Origin of the sequence: Glaciibacter sp. 2TAF33 (assembly GCF_052114945.1) — a bacterium.
In the GTDB taxonomy this organism is placed as follows: domain Bacteria; phylum Actinomycetota; class Actinomycetes; order Actinomycetales; family Microbacteriaceae; genus Cryobacterium.
The window spans coordinates 69,297-87,336 of the sequence record NZ_JBFRFS010000010.1 but is presented as its reverse complement, the minus strand read 5'-3'; the positions used below and the strand labels follow the sequence as shown (position 1 = coordinate 87,336).

Here is an 18,040-nt window from a genome sequence, read left to right as displayed (position 1 = left end):
GGCGGGCAGCGTCGGCGTTCGCGCCGAGGGTGTGTCCACTCTGCCGACGACGGCGGGGCGGTGCAATATGATTCTGTTGTGCAGAATGTACCCCTCGGGAAGCGGCCGCGATACGCGGTGGAGTCCGTCGACGGGGCGCTGCAGTTGTTGCAGATCCTCCGCGACGAGGGTGAACTGCGGGTCGGGGACGCCGCCCGGATGCTGGAGACATCGCCGTCGACCGCGCACCGGCTGCTGGCGATGCTCGTGTACCGCGGGTTCGCGGTGCAGGACGAGGGCCGGATGTACCTTCCCGGTCCCGGGATGAGCGTTCCGCCGGTGCGGTCCGGGTGGGCGCGCGAGATCCGCGACCTGACCCGGGACCGGTTCGAAGCGCTGGTCGCCGAGACCGGCGAGACCGCGAACCTGATGGTGCGGTTCGGGACCACGGTGCGGTTCATCGCCACCTTCGAGGCCAACGGCGCTTCACACGTGAGCGACCGCCGGGGGCAGGTACTGCCGGCGCGCCTGGCCTCGGGCGGCAAGGCCATGCTGGCGAACCTCAGCGACGCCGCACTCACCCGCCTGTACCGGTCTGAGGCGGCGGAGTTGAGCGGCGACCTGATGCCGGAGCGGGCCTTCGCCGCGTTCCAGCGGGAACTGAACGGGGTCAGGCGCCAGGGTTACGCCGTCAACCGGGAAGAGACCGAGCCCGGGGTGGGCGCGGTGGGCATGGCGTTGCCCTCCCCCGCCGGGGTGTCGCGGGTGGCGTTCTCGATCGCGGTGCCGGTGGAGCGGTTCAACCAGCGACTGGACATCACGCTGCTTGCTGCGGCACGGCGGTTCAGCGCCGACCTGGCCGACCTGCTGGGTGCCGGATCGGCCTAGTCCAGGAACAGCGCCCGGAGCCGCTTCGTCGTGAACACCAGCCCGACCAGGATCATCACCAGGTAGTAGAGCACGTGCCAGAGCAGGCCGACGCCGACGGCGCCGGTGGTGAGTCCGCGCACCAGCTCGACCCCGTGCCAGAGCGGCAGGGCCTGGATCACGTACTGGATTCCCTGCGGGTACACCGAGAGCGGATAGAAGGTGGCCGAGAACAGGAACATCGGCAGCATGAAGAAGTTGATCCAGTCCATCTGCTGGAACGTCTTCATGTAGCTGGTGATCGCCATCCCCAGGCTGGCGAAACCGAATGCGATCAGCAGGACCGCGGGCAGCGCCAGCAGCGCCCACCACGACAGGTTCAGCCCGAGGACCTGCATCACGACCATGAACCCTGTGGCGTACAGCGCCCCGCGCAGCAGCGCCAGCGAGATCTCGCCGAGCGCAACGTCAAGCGGGCCGAGCGACGTGGACAGCATCCCCTCGTAGAGCTTCGCGAAGTGCATCTTGAAGAACACGTTCCAGGTGGAGTCGTAGATGGCGCCGTTCATGGCGGCAACGGCCAGCAGCGCCGGCGCGATGAACGCCGCGTACGGCACCTCCTCCCCGCCCTGGGTGGTGATCGTGCCGACCAGCGCGCCGAGGCCCAGTCCCATCGAGAGGAGGTAGAAGATCGGCTCGAAGAAGCCGCTCAGCACCACCAGCCAGTTGGTGCTCTTCGTGGCCCGCCAGCCGCGCACCATCACGCTGCGCGCGTTCCCCGCGTAGAGGGAGCGCAGCGGTCGCTGCGGGGCGACGGATGCCGTCAGGTCGGTGTCGATGCCGGTCATGTGTCCAGCCCGCCCACTTGTGTCAGCCCGCTCACTTGTGTCAGCCCGCTCACTTGTGTCAGCCCGCTCACTTGTTCAACCTCCGCACGGTGACCCGCCGGGCCCACAACCAGCCGACCGCGAGCAACGCGGCGAGGTACAGCACGTGGGTGACCGTCAGCCAGATCGGCTCGACGGCTCCATAGGCGAACACCCGCGAGAGCTGGGTGCCGTGCCAGAGCGGGGAGATCCAGCCAATCCACTGCAGGTACACCGGCAGCACGGCCAGCGGGAAGAAGGTGCCGGAGAACAGGGTCATCGGGAGGATCACGAACCGCACGACCATGGCGATCTGGCCGGTGTCCTCGGTGAGGGTCGAGGTGTACCCCATCAACACGGCGCCGAACCCGAGCCCGGTGAGGAGCGACGAGAACACGACGAGGAAGCCGACCGGGGACGGGATCGCGCCGAACAGCAGCATGAACACGTAGAAGATGCCGCAGGTGACGAACATGCGCACCGCAACCGAGATGACGATGCCGTTCATGATCTGTCCGGGCTGGATCGGCGCGGCGTTCATGCCGTAGAAGATGGGGTTCCACTTGAAGCCGAGCAGGATCGGGTAGGTGAATTCCTCGGAGGCCACGGTGATCGCGGCACTGCAGAGGAGGGCCGGGGCGACGAAAGCGAGATAGCTCACGCCGTTGACCGCCCCGGCACCGAGGTTGCCGTCGACCAGGGTGGCCAGGCCGACGCCCATGGCGTAGAGGTAGATGATCGGGTTTCCGATCGCGGTCATCACGACGGTCTGCCCGTAGGAGCGCATCACCCGGAACCGGTGTTCGGCGACGTACCACGAGCCCCTCCGCCGAGCCTTGGCTGTCTCCCGGATCGCCCGGGTGCCGGGCGCACCGGACCCGGCCGCCTTGTCGGCGGGAGTGGCGGCATCCGCTGCTGTGTTGGGCTCGGTCATGCTGGAGCGCTCATTCGATCAGGCTCCGCCCGGTCAGCCGAAGGAAGACGTCTTCGAGGCTGGATCGGCGCACCAGGCTGGTGATCGGTTCGAGGCCCGCCTGCGTGATGCGCACCAGTTCCGCCTCGCCGTTGTCGGTGTAGACCAGGATGCGGTCGGGCAGCACCTCGAGGCGTTCGCCGATGCCGTTGAGCCGGGTAGCGACCTCGGCGTTGCGTTCGGAGCCGAAGCGCACTTCGAGTACCTCGCGGGTGGAGTAGCGGCGGATCAGGTCGGCCGGCGACCCCTCGGCCATGATCCTGCCCTTGTCAACGACGACCAGCCGGTCGCAGAGTTGCTCGGCCTCGTCCATGTAGTGCGTGGTGAGCAGGAGGGTCGTGCCCTGCTCCTTGAGCCGGAACAGGCGGTCCCAGAGGATGTGCCTGGCCTGCGGGTCGAGTCCCGTGGTCGGTTCGTCGAGGAGCAGGATCCGCGGGTCGTTGATCAGGGCGCGGGCGATGGTGAGGCGGCGTTTCATGCCGCCGGAGAGGTCGTCGACCTTCGCCTTGGCTTTGCCCTCGAGCTGGGCGAAGGCGAGGAGCTCGTCGGCGCGTTCGGCGACCTGCTTGCGCGGGAGGCCGAAGTAGCGGCCGTAGACCAGGAGGTTCTCCCGAACCCGGAGTTCGGCGTCCAGGTTGTCGGCCTGGGGCACGACGCCCAGGCGGGACCGGATTTCCGGCCCGTAGTGGTCGGGGTCGAGCCCGATGACGCTCAGGTTGCCGCTGGTTCGGGTGGAGACCGCGCCGACCATGCGCATCGTGGTGGACTTCCCCGCGCCGTTCGGGCCGAGCAGGCCGAACGACTCTCCCGGCGCAACCTCGAAGGAGATTCCGTCGACGGCGGCGAAGTCCTTGTACTTCTTGACGAGATTCTGGGCGACGATGACAGGTTCTGGCACAGTTCCCCAGCGTAGACCGGGCCACTGACATCCGGCAGCGCAGCCCCTCACCTCGTTGCCGCCCCTGTCCTCGTTGCCACCCCTGTCCTCGTTGCCGCCCCTCCCCCTCCTTGCCGCCCCTTCCCTCCTTGCCGCCCCTCCCCTCTCTCGCGCCGCGAGTGCGGGCAAAGTGCCGCCCCGGCCCGGTGGTAAGCGGCACTTTGACCGCACTCGCGGGAGGACTGGCGGCGGGGATGAGCACGGGCGCGGGAAATTGCACCGGGCGCGCGATATTGCGTCGGGCGCGCGACACTCCGTCGGGCGCGCGACACTCCGTCGGGCGCGCGATATTGCGTCGGGCGCCCGACACCCCGTCGGGCGCGGGGGATTTCGGGTGCCGGGAGCGTTTTCGCGCGCCGGGCGGAAGGGGCCAGCCGCGACATCCGTCAACCACGGTTGACGTGAGCGGATGCGTCAACTAGCGTTGACACCATGGGCAGCGATACTCTCTCCACATTGACCGGCGAGGCCGGTTCGGACGACCCGATCACCGCGCTGACGGCGGTCAAACGGATGCGCGTCGAACTGGACCGCGTCGAAGCGCTCGCCGTGCGCCGGGCCCGCAACGCGAACGCCTCCTGGCAGCTGATCGCGATCGCGCTCGGAGTCACCCGGCAGGCGGTGCACAAGAAGTACGGTCGCCACTAGGAGCAGGCCCCAGACCGAGTCGGCGCCCGCTCCCAGCGAACCCCGGAGCGATGACGGTTAAACTCGGTTGGTGAGCACCAGCACCAGCACCACCCGGCCATCCAGCACCCCACCAGTCGCGCCATCACGGGCGAGCGCCCGCGCGGCGCGGCGGAAGCGGGATGAAGCGGGACCACGCGCCAAGTTCAGCCAGCTGCTCCCCTACCTGTTCGAGCACAAGAAGGTGCTCGCGTTCGTCACAGTGCTCAGCGTCCTCGGCGCGGCAGCCAGCCTGGCCCAGCCACTCCTGGTCAGCCAGGTCATCGACATCGTCGGCAAGGGGCATCCGCTCGGGGGCATCGTCTGGGGGCTGATCGCCCTGGTCGTGGTGTCCGGGTTGATCAGCGGCTACCAGCACTACCTGCTGCAGCGCACGGGCGAGGGCGTGGTGCTCTCCAGCCGCAAGCGGTTGATCGGGCGGATGCTCCGCCTGCCGATCTCCGAGTTCGATACCCGCCGCACCGGTGACCTGGTCTCCCGTGTCGGCTCGGACACCACCTTGTTGCGCGCCGTTCTGACCCAGGGACTGGTCGAGGCGATCGGCGGTTCCCTCACGTTCGTCGGGGCCCTGATCGCGATGCTGGTCATCGACCCCGTGCTGCTGGGGCTCACGGTGCTCGTGATCGCCGTGTCGGTGGTCACTGTCACACTGTTGTCGCAGCGGATCCGCACCGCGAGTCACGCCGCGCAGGCCAAGGTCGGCGACCTGGCCTCGAGCGTGGAACGCGCCATCAGTGCGGTGCGCACCGTGCGCGCCTCCAACGCCACGGCTCGTGAGATCGCCGCAATCGAGGAGGATGCAACCGGTGCCTGGCGGATGGGAATCAAGGTCGCCAAGATCTCCGCCCTCGTGGTGCCGATCGCGGGCATCGCCATGCAGGTGTCATTCCTGGTCGTGCTCGGCGTCGGCGGATTCCGGGTAGCCAGTGGCGCCATTACGGTGGCGAACCTGGTCGCGTTCATCCTGTTCCTGTTCATGATGATCATGCCGCTCGGCCAGGCGTTCGGGGCTGTCACCTCGGTGAACTCGGCGCTCGGCGCACTCGGCCGGATCGAAGAGATCATCAACCTGCCGTCAGAGGACCAGTTCGACCGCGACATCGCCCCGCTGGCGATCACGGTGGGAGCCGCCAATGCGTCGGTGAATCCGGATGCCGCAGCTATCGCGTTCGAGGACGTTCACTTCGCGTATGCGGCGGCGCCTCTCGCCGATCCCGTGGCCGGGGACGGCGCGACACCCGTCGGCGCACCACCGGAGACGGAACGCGGGCCTGTGCTGCGCGGCGTGTCCTTCAGCGCTCCCCGCGGTCTGCGCACCGCACTGGTGGGCCCATCCGGTGCGGGCAAGAGCACGATCCTCGCCCTGATCGAGCGGTTCTACGATCCCAACACGGGCACGGTTCGGCTGGGCGGCCTGGACATCCGCTCACTCGATCGCACCGCCCTGCGATCGCAGATCGGTTACGTCGAGCAGGATGCCCCGGTGCTGGCCGGGTCCATTCGTGACAACCTCACACTGTCATCCCCTGACGCGACCGACGACGAGTGCATCGCAGTGCTCCACGCGGTGAATCTCACCGAGGTGCTCGAGCGCGACCCGGCAGGCCTCGGTGCACCGGTGGGCGAGGACGGTGTGATGCTCTCCGGAGGGGAACGCCAGCGTCTGGCGATCGCCCGCGCACTGCTCGCCGCGCCGCCGATCCTGTTGCTGGACGAGTCCACGTCGAGCCTCGACGGCGTGAACGAGCAGAAGATGCGCGCCGCGATCGACGCGGTCGCGGCGGATCGCACGCTGATCGTGATCGCGCACCGGCTGTCGACCGTCGTCGACTCCGACCAGATCGTAGTGCTCGACCACGGTCAGGTGGTCGGTACCGGAACGCACTCCGAGCTCGTAGCCAGCACACCGCTGTACCGGGAGTTGGCCAAGCACCAGCTGCTCGTCTAGGTCTGGGACTCCCTCGGCCCGGGCTCTCTATGCCCGGACACTCTCGGCCTTTCTGCTGAAGTACGTATAAACCACCTTCGTCGTCGAAACGAAGGTGGTTTATACGCGCCTCACCGCGGAAACGCAGCGCGAAAACGCAGCGCAGAAACGGGCCGCGGGACGACGCAGGACCGCGCGGGTACGACGAGCGGAGGCTACCCCAGGTGCGCGGCGGCCGGTACGGCCAGCAGGTCCGCCTTGTTCGGTCGGATCAGGAAGAACGAGACCGGCGCCGCGAGCAGCATCAATCCGGCCGCCCAGACGAAGACCACCGAGTATCCGCTGACGAAAGCCTCGAGTTGCGCCGTCGATGACACCGCGTGCGAACCGAGGTACCCGGACACCGCAGACGCGTACAGGGCGGTGAACAGTGCGGCACCCACAGACCCGCCGATCTGCTGGGTCGCGGTGACGGCTGCGCTGGCGACCCCGGCGTCGTGCTCGTCGATGCGGGCCAGCGCCACGTTCTGCAGTGGCACGAAGACCGCGGCGAGGCCGATGCCGAGCAGGATCACACCGGGGAGCACCTCAAACACAAAATTGCCCTGCACCGTGATGAACGAGAGCCAGAACAACCCAGAGGAGGCCACGATGGGCCCGACGGTCATCGGCAGGCGTACGCCCATCTTCGGCAGGATGCTGGAGAAGAACGGCGCGCAGACCATGATCGTGGCGGTCATCGGGAGCGACGCGACTCCGGCCTGCAGCGGCGTGTAGCCGAGCACGATCTGGAAGTAGAAGGTGAGGAAAAGCAGCGCCCCGATCAGCGCGGTTCCGTTGAGCGCGGAGACCAGGAACGCACCGGCCCGGATGCGGTTGGTGATTACCCGCAACGGCAGCAGCGGGTTCGTTGCCCGCTTCTCCACGAGCACGAACACCGTCATCAGCACAACGCCCACGGCGAGCGGCACGATGGTCTCCCACCGGCCCCATCCCGACTCGGCCTGGGAGAAGCCGAAGACCACGGATGCCAGCCCGGCGACGACGAGGATCGCGCCCGGCAGGTCGTACCGCGTGTTCCCGTGCGCGCGGCTTTCCCGGATCAGCGGGATTCCCGCCAGGATCGCGACCAGGGCGATCGGGATGTTGACCAGCAGGCACCAGTTCCAGTTGACGTACTCGGTGAGCACGCCGCCCAGCACCAGGCCCACCGCGGCACCGCCGCCGCCGATGGCGCCGAACACGGCGAAGGCCTTGATCCGGTCCGTGCCGCTGGGGAAGGTGAGGGTGAGGATGGCCAGGGCCGCCGGCGCCAGCAGCGCGGCGAACGCGCCCTGCAGGCCGCGGGCGATCAGGAGCTGCGTGGTGGACTCGGCCACGCCGCCGATCCCGGATGCGATCGCGAACCCGACCATGCCGACCAGGAAGGAGCGCTTGCGCCCCCAGTAGTCGGCGATGCGTCCACCGAGGAGCAGCAGCGAACCGAACGCCAACGCGTACACGGTGACCACCCAGGTGCGGTCGCCGTCCGACATGCCGAGCGCCGTCTGCGCGTCCGGCAGGGCGATGTTGACGATCGTGCTGTCGAGCACCACCATCAATTGCGACAGGGCGAGGACCGCGAGCAGCAACCAGCGACGCGGGTGCCCGGCATGGTTGGTGACGGTTGGTTCCGGGATGGTGGTCGGGCGTTCAGGCGCGGCGGTGCTCATCGAGACGGGTGTTCCTTATCGAACAGAGAGGGGGAATGGCCGTGCAGAAAAGCAGGCCCCAGAACCTTACTAGGTCGAGCTGGCCGGCACCCGCCCGCGGGTGAAGCGGAGGGTGACCAACTGGAACGGGCGCAGCTCGAGAATCGTCGCCTGGCCGTCGGCACCGACGACGGCACCGACGACGGCGCGGGGCTCGGCCACCGGGCGTTCCAGCAGGTCGGTCTCAACGCCATCCGCTGCGTCAAAACAGCGGATGACGCGCGCTCGCACCCGGGATCCGTGCGCTTCATAGAGACGCACGATCACGTCACCGCTGCGGTCTTCGGCCAGTTTGACCGCCTCGATGACGACGGCGGGGGTGTCCACCTCGAACAGCGGCGCGATCGCGTCGCCGGCAACACCCCCCACGGTGCGGAGCGGCAGGTTCAGCCGGTAGCCCTCGGCCACGGCGTCGGGGATCCCCGCCCCGACCAGCAGGGAGACGCCGAGCGCGTGCAGACCCTGGTCGGCCTCCGGGTCAGGGTACAGCGGCGCACGCAGCAGGGAGAGCCGCACCGTCGTCGCGGGACGACCCGCGGCATCCGTGGTTCGGGTGATGTCGTGGCCGTAGGTGGAATCGTTGGCGACGGCGACGCCGTAGCCGGGTTCGCCGACGTGAACCCAGCGGTGCGCAACGGTCTCGTACCGGGCGGCATCCCACGACGTGTTGGTGTGGGTGGGCCGGAAGACGTGGCCGAACTGGATCTCGGACGCCGCCCGCTCGGCGTGCACATCGAGCGGGAATGCCAGTTTCAGCATCTTCTGCCGTTCGTGCCAGTCGATCGAGAGGGCGAGGTCGATGGCGGCGCTGCCGGGCGCGAGGGAGATCTGCTCCACCAGGCTGGACGATCCGAAGCTGCGCGTCACCCGCACAACGGCGGTGGTCGCGTCGCCATTGGCGCCCGGTTCCGCTATGCCGCTCGAGATGATCTCGACGCTGTCGGCGTCGGTCAGGTCCCGCACTGTGTGCTTGTAGTCCGCGTCGAGGTCCCAGGCGTCCCACTGCGTGGGCGTGTCCCGGTGCAGCTGCAGCAGATTCCCACGGGAGCCGGCGGGGATCAGCTCACGGTCCGCCACCAGGTCGCGCACGGAGCTGAACAGCCCGTCGGCGTCGATCGTCACCGCCACGAACGCGTTCCGCACGACGGTCCCGGCCGGCGTGTGCTCGGCCGTTGCGCACACCGCCGCACCCACCCGGGCATCCGCCGCGCCCTCCGGCATCCCGCCGAGCGCCGGGACACCGCCGTGGGCGTATGGCCCTGCATTGACGGTGACCGACCCATCGCCCGCCCCCGTCAGCGCCCGCACCGACTCCTCGATCAGCGACCCGAGCACCCCGGCGACCTCGGCGTAGTTGCGCTCGGCCTCGCGATGCACCCAGCCGATCGACGAGCCGGGCAGGATGTCGTGGAACTGCTGCAGCAACACGGTGTGCCAAGCCGCCTCCACTGCGTCATACGGGTACTCGGCGAGTCCGCGAACGGATGCCGTCGCCGCCCATAACTCGGCCTCGCGCAAGAGGTGCTCACTGCGACGATTGCCCTGCTTGGTTCGGGCTTGCGAGGTGTAGGTGCCGCGGTGGAACTCGAGGTACAGCTCACCCGACCACACCGGCGGCGCTGCGTATTCGGCCTCCGCCGCCTCGAAGAAGCGCCTCGGCGTGGACAGGGAGACGGCCGATGAGCCCTCGAGCGACGCCGTACGCCGGGCGGCAGCGATCATCTCCCGGGTCGGCCCGCCGCCGCCGTCGCCCCAGCCGAACGGGATCAGTGAGGTGTTCGCCACCCCCTTCTCGGTGAACAGCCGCTCGGCCCTGGCCAGTTCCGCCCCGGAGAGCTGGGAGTTGTAGTCGGCGACCGGCGGGAAGTGCGTGAATATGCGGCTGCCGTCGATGCCCTCCCAGCGGAAGGTGTGGTGCGGGAAGACGTTGGTGTCGTTCCAGGAGACCTTCTGGGTGAGGAACCACCGCGACCCCGCCGCGACCGCGATCTGCGGAAGCGCCCCCGAGTAGCCGAACGAATCGGGCAGCCACACCTCGAGCGGCTCGACCCCGAACTCCTCCATGAAGAATCCCTTGCCGGCCACGAACTGGCGCACCAGCGCCTCGCCGCCGGGCATGTTGGTGTCCGACTCCACCCACATCCCGCCCACGGGCACGAAATTGCCGGCGACGACAGCGGCGCGGACCCGGTCGAACAACTCCGGGTAGTACTCCTTGAGCCAGGCGTACTGCTGCGCGCTCGACGCGGCGAAGGCGAAGTCCGGGTTCTCCTCGATCAGGGCGAGCACGTTCGAGAAGGTGCGGGCTACTTTCCGCACCGTCTCCCGCACCGGCCAGAGCCAGGCGCTGTCGATGTGGGCGTGGCCGACCGCGTGCATCCGGTGCGCGCTGGCGTTCGCCGGGCTGGCCAGCACTGCGGCGAGCACCCGGCGGCCAGCGGATGCCGTCCCGCACACGTCCTCCGGGTCGACCACGTCCAGGCACCGTTCGAGGGCGCGAAGGATTTCCGCACGCCGGGCGCCGCTGGCCGGAAGCTCCCGCATGAGCCCGTCGAGGGTCCAGATGTCCTGCGCGAGTTCCCAGGCGGGAACGTCGCGCACCGCGACATCCGCTTGCCTGAAGGTGTACCGCGGACCGGGCGTCGCGGTCCCCCATTCGCCGTCGGGTGTTGGCGCGAAGGTCCAGGCCTGGGACAGGTCGGGGTTCGATGCGGCTTCGACGTAGAGGTCGAGCGTGTCACCGGGGCGCGCGGTGGTCGGGATCCATCGGCTCAGGGACTCGATCGCCTTCACGATCACGCCGTCCGGCGTGTACGCGGTGCCCTCGGCCTGGAAACCGGGCACGGCAGCCGTGAAGCCCAGGTCCACGACGACCTCGATCGCGGCATCCGCGTCGAAGTCCCCCGGAACGATGCCGGTGAGGTGGAACCAGGTGGTTCCCCACGCCCGGCCCCAGTCGGTGCCGACGGGGAACGGCGTGAACGGTTGCCGCACCGCGTCGCTGAACGGCACCGGTTCCCCTGGCGCTTCCCACGCCTCCACCACGAGCGGCGACACCGCGCGGTACATCGCCGGCTGGAGGCGTTCCCGCACGAACCGGTCGATCCGCCCCTGGACAAGCTGTGCGTCGTCGTGCATGACTGCAGCCTACTCAGGGGCCCTCAACGCGCGTGAGGTGCCAACAAGCCCTAGTGGGCGACGACCGGGATTAGGACTTGTTGGCACCTCAGGGTGAAGCAGGGCGGATGCTACTGCTTCAGCTGGTAGCGCAGGCTCGCGAGCTCAGCGTGCAACGCGGCAGGCACCTTGGCGCCGAACTTGCCGAAGAACTCCTCGGTCAGGTCGCACTCGTCAAGCCAGGAGTCGCGGTCGACCCGGAACAGGTGCTCCACAGCATCCGCCGACAGGTCGAGACCGTCGAGGTTGAGGCCGTCCGCAGCCGGAAGCAGTCCGACCGGGGTTTCGAGCGCCGCGGCCTTCTTCTCGACCCGGCGGATGATCCACTCGATCACCCGGGAGTTCTCACTGAAGCCCGGCCACAGGAAGCTGCCGTCGTCGTCCTTGCGGAACCAGTTGACCTGGAAGATCGCCGGGGCGTTCACTCCGAGCTCCTTGCCCACCCGGAGCCAGTGCGCCCAGTAGTCGGCCATGTTGTACCCGCAGAACGGCAGCATCGCGAACGGGTCGCGGCGGAGTTCGCCGACGGTTCCCTCGGCTGCCGCGGTCTTCTCCGAGGAGATGGTGGCTCCCATGAACACGCCGTGCTTCCAGCTGCGCGCCTGGGCGACCAGCGGCACGTTGGTGGCGCGGCGGCCGCCGAACAGGATCGCGTCGATCGGCACGCCGTTGACGGCGTTCCAGTCGTCGGCGATGGACGGGCACTGCGCGGCAGCGACAGTGAACCGGGAGTTGGGGTGCGCCGCCGGGCGCCCGGAGTCGGGCGTCCAGTCGTTGCCTTCCCAGTCGATCAGGTGCGCGGGAGGGGTGTCGGTCAGGCCCTCCCACCAGACGTCGCCGTCGTCGCGCAGTGCCACGTTGGTGAAGATGGTGTTGCCCCACATCGTGTTCACGGCGGTGGGGTTGGTGGTCTCTCCGGTGCCGGGGGCCACGCCGAAGAAGCCGGCCTCGGGGTTGATCGCCCAGAGGCGGCCGTCCTCACCCTGGCGCATCCAGGCGATGTCGTCACCGATGGTCTCGACGGTCCAGCCCGGAATCGTCGGGCGCAGCATCGAGAGGTTGGTCTTGCCGCAGGCCGAGGGGAACGCGGCGGCAACGTGGTAGACGCCGCCCTCCGGCGAGGTGACCTTGATCAGCAGCATGTGCTCGGCGAGCCAGCCCTCGTCGCGGGCCATCACCGAGGCGATCCGCAGCGCGAACGCCTTCTTCGCCAGCAGCGCGTTGCCGCCGTAGCCGGAGCCGAACGAGTACACCTCGCGGGTCTCCGGGAACTGCACGATGTACTTCTCGTCCGCGCACGGCCATTCGACGTCGGAGCGACGGGTACCCGTCGGCGACACCAGCGGGTAGCCGACGCTGTGCACCGTGCGTACCCAGCTCTCACCGTCTTCGATCATGCGCACCACCTGCGCACCCATCCGGGTCATGATCCCCATGTTGAGCACCACGTAGGCGGAGTCGGTGATCTCCACGCCGAGCTGGGAGATCGGGCCGCCGAGCGGCCCCATCGAGAACGGCACCACGTACATGGTTCGGCCCCGCATGCTGCCGGCGAAGACGCCGGTGAGCGTCTCACGCATCTCGGCCGGGTCGGCCCAGTTGTTGGTGGGGCCGGCGTCGTCAGGGTCGACGGATGCGATGAAGGTGCGGTCCTCGACACGCGCGACGTCTTTCGGGTCCGAACGGGCAAGGAAGCTGTTGGGGCGCCATTCCGGGTTCAGCCGGGTCAGCTTTCCCTCGGCGACCAGCTGCTTGGCCAACGTGTCGGCCTCGCGCATGGAGCCGTCGCACCAGACGATCTCATCGGGGCGGGTGAGGCGGGCGATCTCGTCGACCCACGACTGCAGGTTGGGGTCGGTCGTCCCGGTGTGGGAGGTCGACTCGGGGGTTGCTCCGGTCTGCGTGTGGTGAGCTTCGAGGGTCATCGCCTGGCCTTTCCTTCGGGTGGGCAATTTTGTGCCTAAATCAACAATGATTCAAGATTTCGCCCTTGCCCAGCCCTTATCGCCGTTAAGAACGGAATATCTTTCGCTATTCTTAAGGAATGGCTTCCCACCCCACTGACCTCGTGACGCTCGGTCATCGCATCCGTCACTTCCGCGGCGAACACGGCCTGACGCTCGACCAGCTCGGCGAGCGTGTCGGCCTCGCCGGCAGCCAGCTCTCGCTGATCGAGAACGGGCGCCGGGAACCCAAGCTCAGCGTCCTCACCGAGATCGCCGCCTCGCTCGGTGTCGAGCTCACCGACTTGCTGAGCACCGAGGCGCCGAACACCCGGGCTGCGCTGGAGATCGAGCTGGCCCGGGCGCAGAAGAATCCGCTCTACGGCGCGCTCGGCCTGCCGGCGGTGAAGGTGACAAAGGGTATGCCTCTGGCGGCGCTCGAATCCCTGGTCGGGTTGCACCGGGAGCTGGCGCGCCGGGCGAGCGAGGCGATTGCGACGCCGGAGGAAGCCCGCCGGGCTAACACCGAGATGCGCGAGATGATGCGCGCGCGTAACAACTACATGCCGGACATCGAGGAACTGGTCGAGGAGCGGGTGCGGGCCTCCGGGCACGTGTCGGGGGCACTCACGCACCGCGAGGTCAGTGTGATGGCGGAGCAGCTCGGCTTCAGCCTCATCTACGTAAATGACCTGCCGCATTCGACCCGGTCGATCACCGACCTGGCCAACGGGCGCATCTACCTGCCCCCGGCGTCCATCCCGGGCGGCCACGGCCTGCGGTCGATGGCGTTGCAGGCCATGGCGCACCGGCTGCTCGGGCACCAGCGGCCCGACAGCTACGCCGAGTTCCTCTGGCAACGGCTCGAGATCAACTATTTCGCGGCCGCGTGCCTGATGCCGAGGGAAGCCGCCCTGTCGTTCCTGGCCGAGGCCAAGTCCGAGCGCGAGCTGGCCGTGGAGGATTTCCGTGACGCGTTCGGGGTAACCCACGAGGCGGCGGCACTGCGCTTCACCAACCTGGCCACCACGCACCTCGACATCCCGCTGCACTTCCTCCGGGTCAACGGCGACGGCGCCCTGCAGAAGGGCTACGAGAACGACGACCTGCCGCTGCCGGTGGACGTGACCGGGTCGATAGAGGGGCAATACGTGTGCAAGCAGTGGAGCGCCCGCAGCGCGTTCACCCACACCAACCGCACCACCGAGTTCTACCAGTACACCGACACTCCCGCCGGCACGTTCTGGTGCGCCACCCAGACCGGAGCCACGGATGCCGGTGAGTTCTCCATCAGCGTCGGGGTGCCGTTTGCGCAAGCGAAGTGGTTCCGCGGGCGGGAGACCACCCAGCGCGCGGTGTCACGCTGCCCGGACGAGTCCTGCTGCCGTCGCCCGTCCGGCGAGGTCGCGTCCCGCTGGGCCGGCCAGGCCTGGCCGAGCGCCCGACTGCACGCGCACGTGCTCTCACCGCTGCCCTCCGGTACCTTCCCGGGCGTCGACGACACCGAAGTCTACGAATTCCTCGAGTCGCACGCCGCCGAGTAGGTTCGCGCTCTTCCGGCCGGCCGGCGCCGCGTCGAGTGGCCCACTCGGCGGAGCTGCCGTCCAGCGATTCGCGTGGACCGCCGTGGCGGTCAGGCGTGCGCTTCGGGTGCAGCGGCGAGACGCTCGATTCCCGCAATCACTGTGTCGACGACCAGCGCGAAACTCCGGTCCAGGTCGTCGGGCAGGCCGAATCCGCCCCCGAGCTCGAGCACCACGAACCCGTGCAGCGCCGACCGGAGCAGTCGCACCGCGTCGACCGTGCGCTCCGGCGCGAGCCCGAAACCGCGCAGCACCCGGGCCAGCGCCGTGACCGTGGCGGCGCCGGCCTCCGTGAGTTCGGTGTCGTCGGGGTCGCCCGGGCGCCCCGCGACCTGGGTCGCCGCGTACCGGCCGGGGTGCCGGCCGGCGAATTCGCGCACCGCCGCCATGCTGGCCCGCAGCGCGTCCGGCCCGGCACGGCCGATCGATGCTGCTTCGATCACGGTGGTGAGCTCGGCGACGGATGCCACGGCGACGCTCCGTCGCAGGTCGGCCAGCGACCCGACGTGCTTGTAGAGGCTCGGCACCGCCACCCCGGTGCGGGCGGCGACCGCGGCGAGGCTGAGTCCGTCGAAGCCACCGGTGCCGCCCCCGTCGACCAGGTCCAGGGCGGCGTCGGTGACGGCCCGCCGGCTGAGACGTGCCCTAGGCACGCGACGCCCAGGCATCCGCTGGCCCGCGCAGCGAACCGAGGAACTCGAGCGTGGCGGGAACGGTGATGTCGGGCCGCTGCGCGTGCGGGTAGTGCCCGGCGTCCGGGACCAGTTCGGTGGTCACGCCAGCCGGCCCGTTGAGCCCGGCGAGCCACTCGTTCTCGGCGGCGGGATCCTTGTAGTCCGGGTCGCCGGTGCCGATGAAGGCGCGGATCGGGGCCGTGATCTCGCCGAGCCTGGCCTCAACAACCGAGTGGTCGAGGCTGAGCGCGAGGTCGCGGAATGAGCGCAGCCGGCCGGGTTCGCCCAGGCTGCTGCGGATGGCGGCCACGTGCTCTGGCAGCCACGGGGCCCGAACGCCGCGGTTGAGCGAACGGTAGTAGCCGGCCCAGAAGGCCGCTCCCCACGGCTTGGCGATCGCCGCGCGGTAGAGCGTGCGGTTCATCATGTGGACGAAACGGGACGCCGACGGTTCGCGCAGCATCGGGCCGTAGAGCACCAGGCCGGCAATTGCGGCCGGGCGCTCGGCGGCCGCCCAGGCCGCAGCGGCGGCACCCATCGAGTTGCCGAGCACCACCGCGGGGACGCCGAGTTCGTCGATCAGGGCGAGGATGTCCAGGGCTGTCGGGACGTCGCCGTGGGTGCGGAACGTGGTGTCGCTCTGGCCGTGGCCGCGGAGGTCCATCACGGCGACGCGGTGGCCGGCCGCCAGCAGCGGCGGCACCAGTTCCCGGAAGCTGGAGCGGAGGTCACCCATGCCGGGAACGGCGACCACGAGCGGGCCGGAGCCCTCGACCGAGTAGGCGATGCGTCCTTCCGGACGGGCCAGGTAGTGCACGCGCAAATACTGCGCTGACGGAGGGGTTGACGTGTCCATAGCCAAAAGGCTAATGCCATTAGCCTAGATGTGCAAGAGCCACTTTCTTCAGCTGGCGTACACGGCCAACCAGGCCAACGGGTCGGTGGGCTCGGTTCCCCCGAGCAGGATCTCGAAGTGCAGGTGCGGCCCGGTGCTTTGCCCGGTGCTTCCGACATTGCCGACGAGTTCGCCGGCCGTGACGGCCTGGCCCGCGCTCAACTGGAGCGAGCCCCGGATCATGTGCCCATAGACGCTGCTGACCTGGCGTCCGCCGATGATGTGGTCGATGACCGCGTGCACGCCGAGGCCGCCGTCGTCAACGGCGGAGACGGAGCGGACGACGCCGTCGGCGATGACCTGGATCGGGGACCCGACGCCGGGAGTGAGGTCGGCGCCCTTGTGGAACGTCGAGCAGCCCGCGCACGGGGCTTCGCGGGGACCATAGCTCCCGCTGACGGCCGTGGACGCTGACACCGGCCACAGTACGAGGCCGGAGGCGGTGTACGCGGCGGGCGCAGCGGCCGGGACGGCCAGCGGCGGGGGAACGGCGACGGTGTAGCCGTCGTGGGCAACCAGCGCGGGCGAGCCGGTGCCGGATTCGAGGGTTTGCACGGCCGCGACGACGGCGCCGGCCGGCGCGGTGGCAAGTACCTGGGCGCTGGCGGCCGCGGCCGGGACCGAGCAGGTGATGGCCATCAGGGCCACCGCGAGCATGGCGCCGCCGGCGGCGAGGCGGGTCCGCAGCGGCGAACGGAGCGAGTCCTGGTGCCGAATGCCGGCGCTCCGCGCAGACCGGGTGCGGCCACGGGGACGGGTGGGGACGTCGCTGGGCGAAGCGTGCCTGGGCGTGCGGGCAGAGGGCAGGGAGGAGGTAGGGGGCATGATGGTGCGACGAGGTGTGGGTCGGGGTGGATGGCGCAGCGAGTGGCGCGAAAGGCCGGGCGTGCGCAACGGGTATCCGAATACGGTACGCTGCGGGCCTGAAAAACCCCTGACCGGCCACGATCCCGTCCGGCCACGATCCCGTCCGGTACGACCGGGCCGGGCGCATCCGCTGGCCGGACGAGAGGTTACCGGGGCTGCATCCGGATCGCGCCGTCGAGCCGGATGGTCTCCCCGTTCAGCATCGGGTTCTCGATGATGTGCCGCACCAGGGCGGCGTACTCTGCCGGGTCCCCGAGGCGCGCCGGGTGCGGTACCTCGGCCCCGAGTGAATCGCGGACCTCCTGTGGCAAGGCGCGCAGCATCGGGGTGTCGAAGGTACCCGGCGCGATGGTCATCACCCGGATCAGCGACTTGGCGAATTCCCGGGCCAGCGGCAGGGTCATAGCGGCGACAGCACCCTTCGACGCCGAGTACGCAGCCTGCCCGATCTGCCCGTCGAACGCGGCGACGGATGCGGTGTTCACGATCACCCCGCGTTCCGGAGTCGGCCCGACCGGCTCGGTGGCCTGCATCGCGGCAGCGGCCAGCCGGATGGCGTTGTAGGTTCCGACCAGGTTCACCCGGATCACCCGCTCGAAGTCCTCCAGCGGCTGCGGGCCGTCGCGGCCGACAGTCCGGGCGCTCGGCGCGATACCGGCGCAGTTCACCACGATGCGCAGGGGGCCGAGCACGGTCGCCGCCTCGACGGCGTTGTGCACGTCGCCCGCGCTGGTGACATCGCCGGCGACGAACACGGCGCGGGAGCCGAGCGCCGCGACGATCTCGTTCCCGGGGGCGCCGGGCAGGTCCAGCAGAACGACGGCCGCCCCGGCGTCGTGCAGCGCGGTGGCGGTGGCCAGTCCGAGGCCGGACGCGGCTCCGGTGACCAGCGCGGAGCATCCGTGGATCAACAC

At 69.3% G+C, this 18,040-nt stretch carries 14 protein-coding genes; 4 read left to right on the top strand and 10 right to left on the bottom strand.

The genetic code is table 11. From position 1 onward, the window contains the following. Positions 1-78 precede the first annotated feature (78 nt). Entirely contained in the window at positions 79-867 is a 789-nt protein-coding gene (locus AB4Y94_RS12055; protein WP_441728067.1) for an IclR family transcriptional regulator, read from the top strand. Here AB4Y94_RS12055 and AB4Y94_RS12050 read toward each other — a convergent pair. The 3 genes from AB4Y94_RS12050 to AB4Y94_RS12040 form a co-directional block, all read right to left on the bottom strand. Further along, positions 864-1,694: an ABC transporter permease gene (locus AB4Y94_RS12050; protein WP_441728066.1), complete on the bottom strand. Its 831-nt coding sequence runs from the start codon at positions 1,692-1,694 to the stop codon at positions 864-866. The two genes, AB4Y94_RS12055 and AB4Y94_RS12050, sit on opposite strands and share 4 nt — an antisense overlap. Positions 1,695-1,761: 67 nt before the next feature. After that, complete coding sequence (locus AB4Y94_RS12045; protein WP_441728065.1) at positions 1,762-2,646, bottom strand: ABC transporter permease; 885 nt, start codon at positions 2,644-2,646, stop codon at positions 1,762-1,764. A 10-nt stretch (positions 2,647-2,656) separates the two neighbouring features. Continuing rightward, positions 2,657-3,583, bottom strand: coding sequence for an ABC transporter ATP-binding protein (locus AB4Y94_RS12040; RefSeq protein ID WP_441728064.1), 927 nt, complete (start codon positions 3,581-3,583; stop codon positions 2,657-2,659). 471 nt (positions 3,584-4,054) lie between these two features. On the opposite strand from AB4Y94_RS12040, the gene AB4Y94_RS12035 reads away from it, so the two are divergent. Next, positions 4,055-4,270, top strand: coding sequence for a hypothetical protein (locus tag AB4Y94_RS12035; protein WP_441728063.1), 216 nt, complete (start codon positions 4,055-4,057; stop codon positions 4,268-4,270). Between the two features lie 70 nt (positions 4,271-4,340). Beyond that, a complete protein-coding gene (locus AB4Y94_RS12030; protein WP_441728062.1) occupies positions 4,341-6,257 on the top strand; it encodes an ABC transporter ATP-binding protein in 1,917 nt (638 codons plus the stop codon). 194 nt (positions 6,258-6,451) lie between these two features. Here the strand turns inward: AB4Y94_RS12030 and AB4Y94_RS12025 are convergent, their stop codons facing one another. The 3 genes from AB4Y94_RS12025 to AB4Y94_RS12015 all read right to left on the bottom strand — a co-directional run bounded on the left by AB4Y94_RS12025 (position 6,452) and on the right by AB4Y94_RS12015 (position 13,089). Beyond that, the gene (locus AB4Y94_RS12025; protein WP_441728061.1) at positions 6,452-7,948 is read right to left on the bottom strand and encodes an MFS transporter; all 1,497 of its coding nucleotides are present in this window, start codon (positions 7,946-7,948) and stop codon (positions 6,452-6,454) included. A 69-nt stretch (positions 7,949-8,017) separates the two neighbouring features. Further along, positions 8,018-11,125, bottom strand: coding sequence for an alpha-mannosidase (locus AB4Y94_RS12020; protein ID WP_441728060.1), 3,108 nt, complete (start codon positions 11,123-11,125; stop codon positions 8,018-8,020). A 110-nt stretch (positions 11,126-11,235) separates the two neighbouring features. After that, positions 11,236-13,089 carry a phosphoenolpyruvate carboxykinase (GTP) gene (locus AB4Y94_RS12015; RefSeq protein WP_441728059.1) on the bottom strand — a complete coding sequence of 618 codons (1,854 nt, stop codon included), beginning with the start codon at positions 13,087-13,089 and terminating at the stop codon, positions 11,236-11,238. A 119-nt stretch (positions 13,090-13,208) separates the two neighbouring features. On the opposite strand from AB4Y94_RS12015, the gene AB4Y94_RS12010 reads away from it, so the two are divergent. Beyond that, the gene (locus AB4Y94_RS12010; RefSeq protein WP_441728058.1) at positions 13,209-14,651 is read left to right on the top strand and encodes a helix-turn-helix domain-containing protein; all 1,443 of its coding nucleotides are present in this window, start codon (positions 13,209-13,211) and stop codon (positions 14,649-14,651) included. Between the two features lie 89 nt (positions 14,652-14,740). On the opposite strand, the gene AB4Y94_RS12005 is transcribed toward AB4Y94_RS12010, so the two are convergent. The 4 genes from AB4Y94_RS12005 to AB4Y94_RS11990 all read right to left on the bottom strand — a co-directional run bounded on the left by AB4Y94_RS12005 (position 14,741) and on the right by AB4Y94_RS11990 (position 18,040). After that, positions 14,741-15,343 carry a TetR/AcrR family transcriptional regulator gene (locus AB4Y94_RS12005; protein WP_441728057.1) on the bottom strand — a complete coding sequence of 201 codons (603 nt, stop codon included), beginning with the start codon at positions 15,341-15,343 and terminating at the stop codon, positions 14,741-14,743. After that, entirely contained in the window at positions 15,336-16,220 is an 885-nt protein-coding gene (locus tag AB4Y94_RS12000; RefSeq protein ID WP_441728056.1) for an alpha/beta fold hydrolase, read from the bottom strand. The genes AB4Y94_RS12005 and AB4Y94_RS12000 overlap by 8 nt, the downstream gene beginning before the upstream one ends. Before the next feature lie 48 nt (positions 16,221-16,268). Beyond that, positions 16,269-17,084, bottom strand: a complete 816-nt coding sequence (locus AB4Y94_RS11995; RefSeq protein ID WP_441728055.1) for a M23 family metallopeptidase — start codon at positions 17,082-17,084, stop codon at positions 16,269-16,271. Positions 17,085-17,272: 188 nt separating this feature from the next. Next, on the bottom strand, positions 17,273-18,040 hold the full coding sequence (locus tag AB4Y94_RS11990; RefSeq protein ID WP_441728054.1) for a 3-hydroxyacyl-CoA dehydrogenase: 768 nt from the start codon (positions 18,038-18,040) through the stop codon (positions 17,273-17,275).

What these genes read in the sequence shown, in the direction of transcription:
- AB4Y94_RS12035 (WP_441728063.1), top strand. Translation starts at nt 4,055, where the DNA reads ATGGGCAGCGATACTCTCTCCACATTGACCGGCGAGGCCGGTTCGGAC.
- AB4Y94_RS12025 (WP_441728061.1), bottom strand. Translation starts at nt 7,948, where the DNA reads ATGAGCACCGCCGCGCCTGAACGCCCGACCACCATCCCGGAACCAACC.
- AB4Y94_RS12045 (WP_441728065.1), bottom strand. Translation starts at nt 2,646, where the DNA reads ATGACCGAGCCCAACACAGCAGCGGATGCCGCCACTCCCGCCGACAAG.
- AB4Y94_RS12010 (WP_441728058.1), top strand. Translation starts at nt 13,209, where the DNA reads ATGGCTTCCCACCCCACTGACCTCGTGACGCTCGGTCATCGCATCCGT.
- AB4Y94_RS12000 (WP_441728056.1), bottom strand. Translation starts at nt 16,220, where the DNA reads ATGGACACGTCAACCCCTCCGTCAGCGCAGTATTTGCGCGTGCACTAC.
- AB4Y94_RS12020 (WP_441728060.1), bottom strand. Translation starts at nt 11,125, where the DNA reads ATGCACGACGACGCACAGCTTGTCCAGGGGCGGATCGACCGGTTCGTG.
- AB4Y94_RS12015 (WP_441728059.1), bottom strand. Translation starts at nt 13,089, where the DNA reads ATGACCCTCGAAGCTCACCACACGCAGACCGGAGCAACCCCCGAGTCG.
- AB4Y94_RS12050 (WP_441728066.1), bottom strand. Translation starts at nt 1,694, where the DNA reads ATGACCGGCATCGACACCGACCTGACGGCATCCGTCGCCCCGCAGCGA.
- AB4Y94_RS11995 (WP_441728055.1), bottom strand. Translation starts at nt 17,084, where the DNA reads ATGCCCCCTACCTCCTCCCTGCCCTCTGCCCGCACGCCCAGGCACGCT.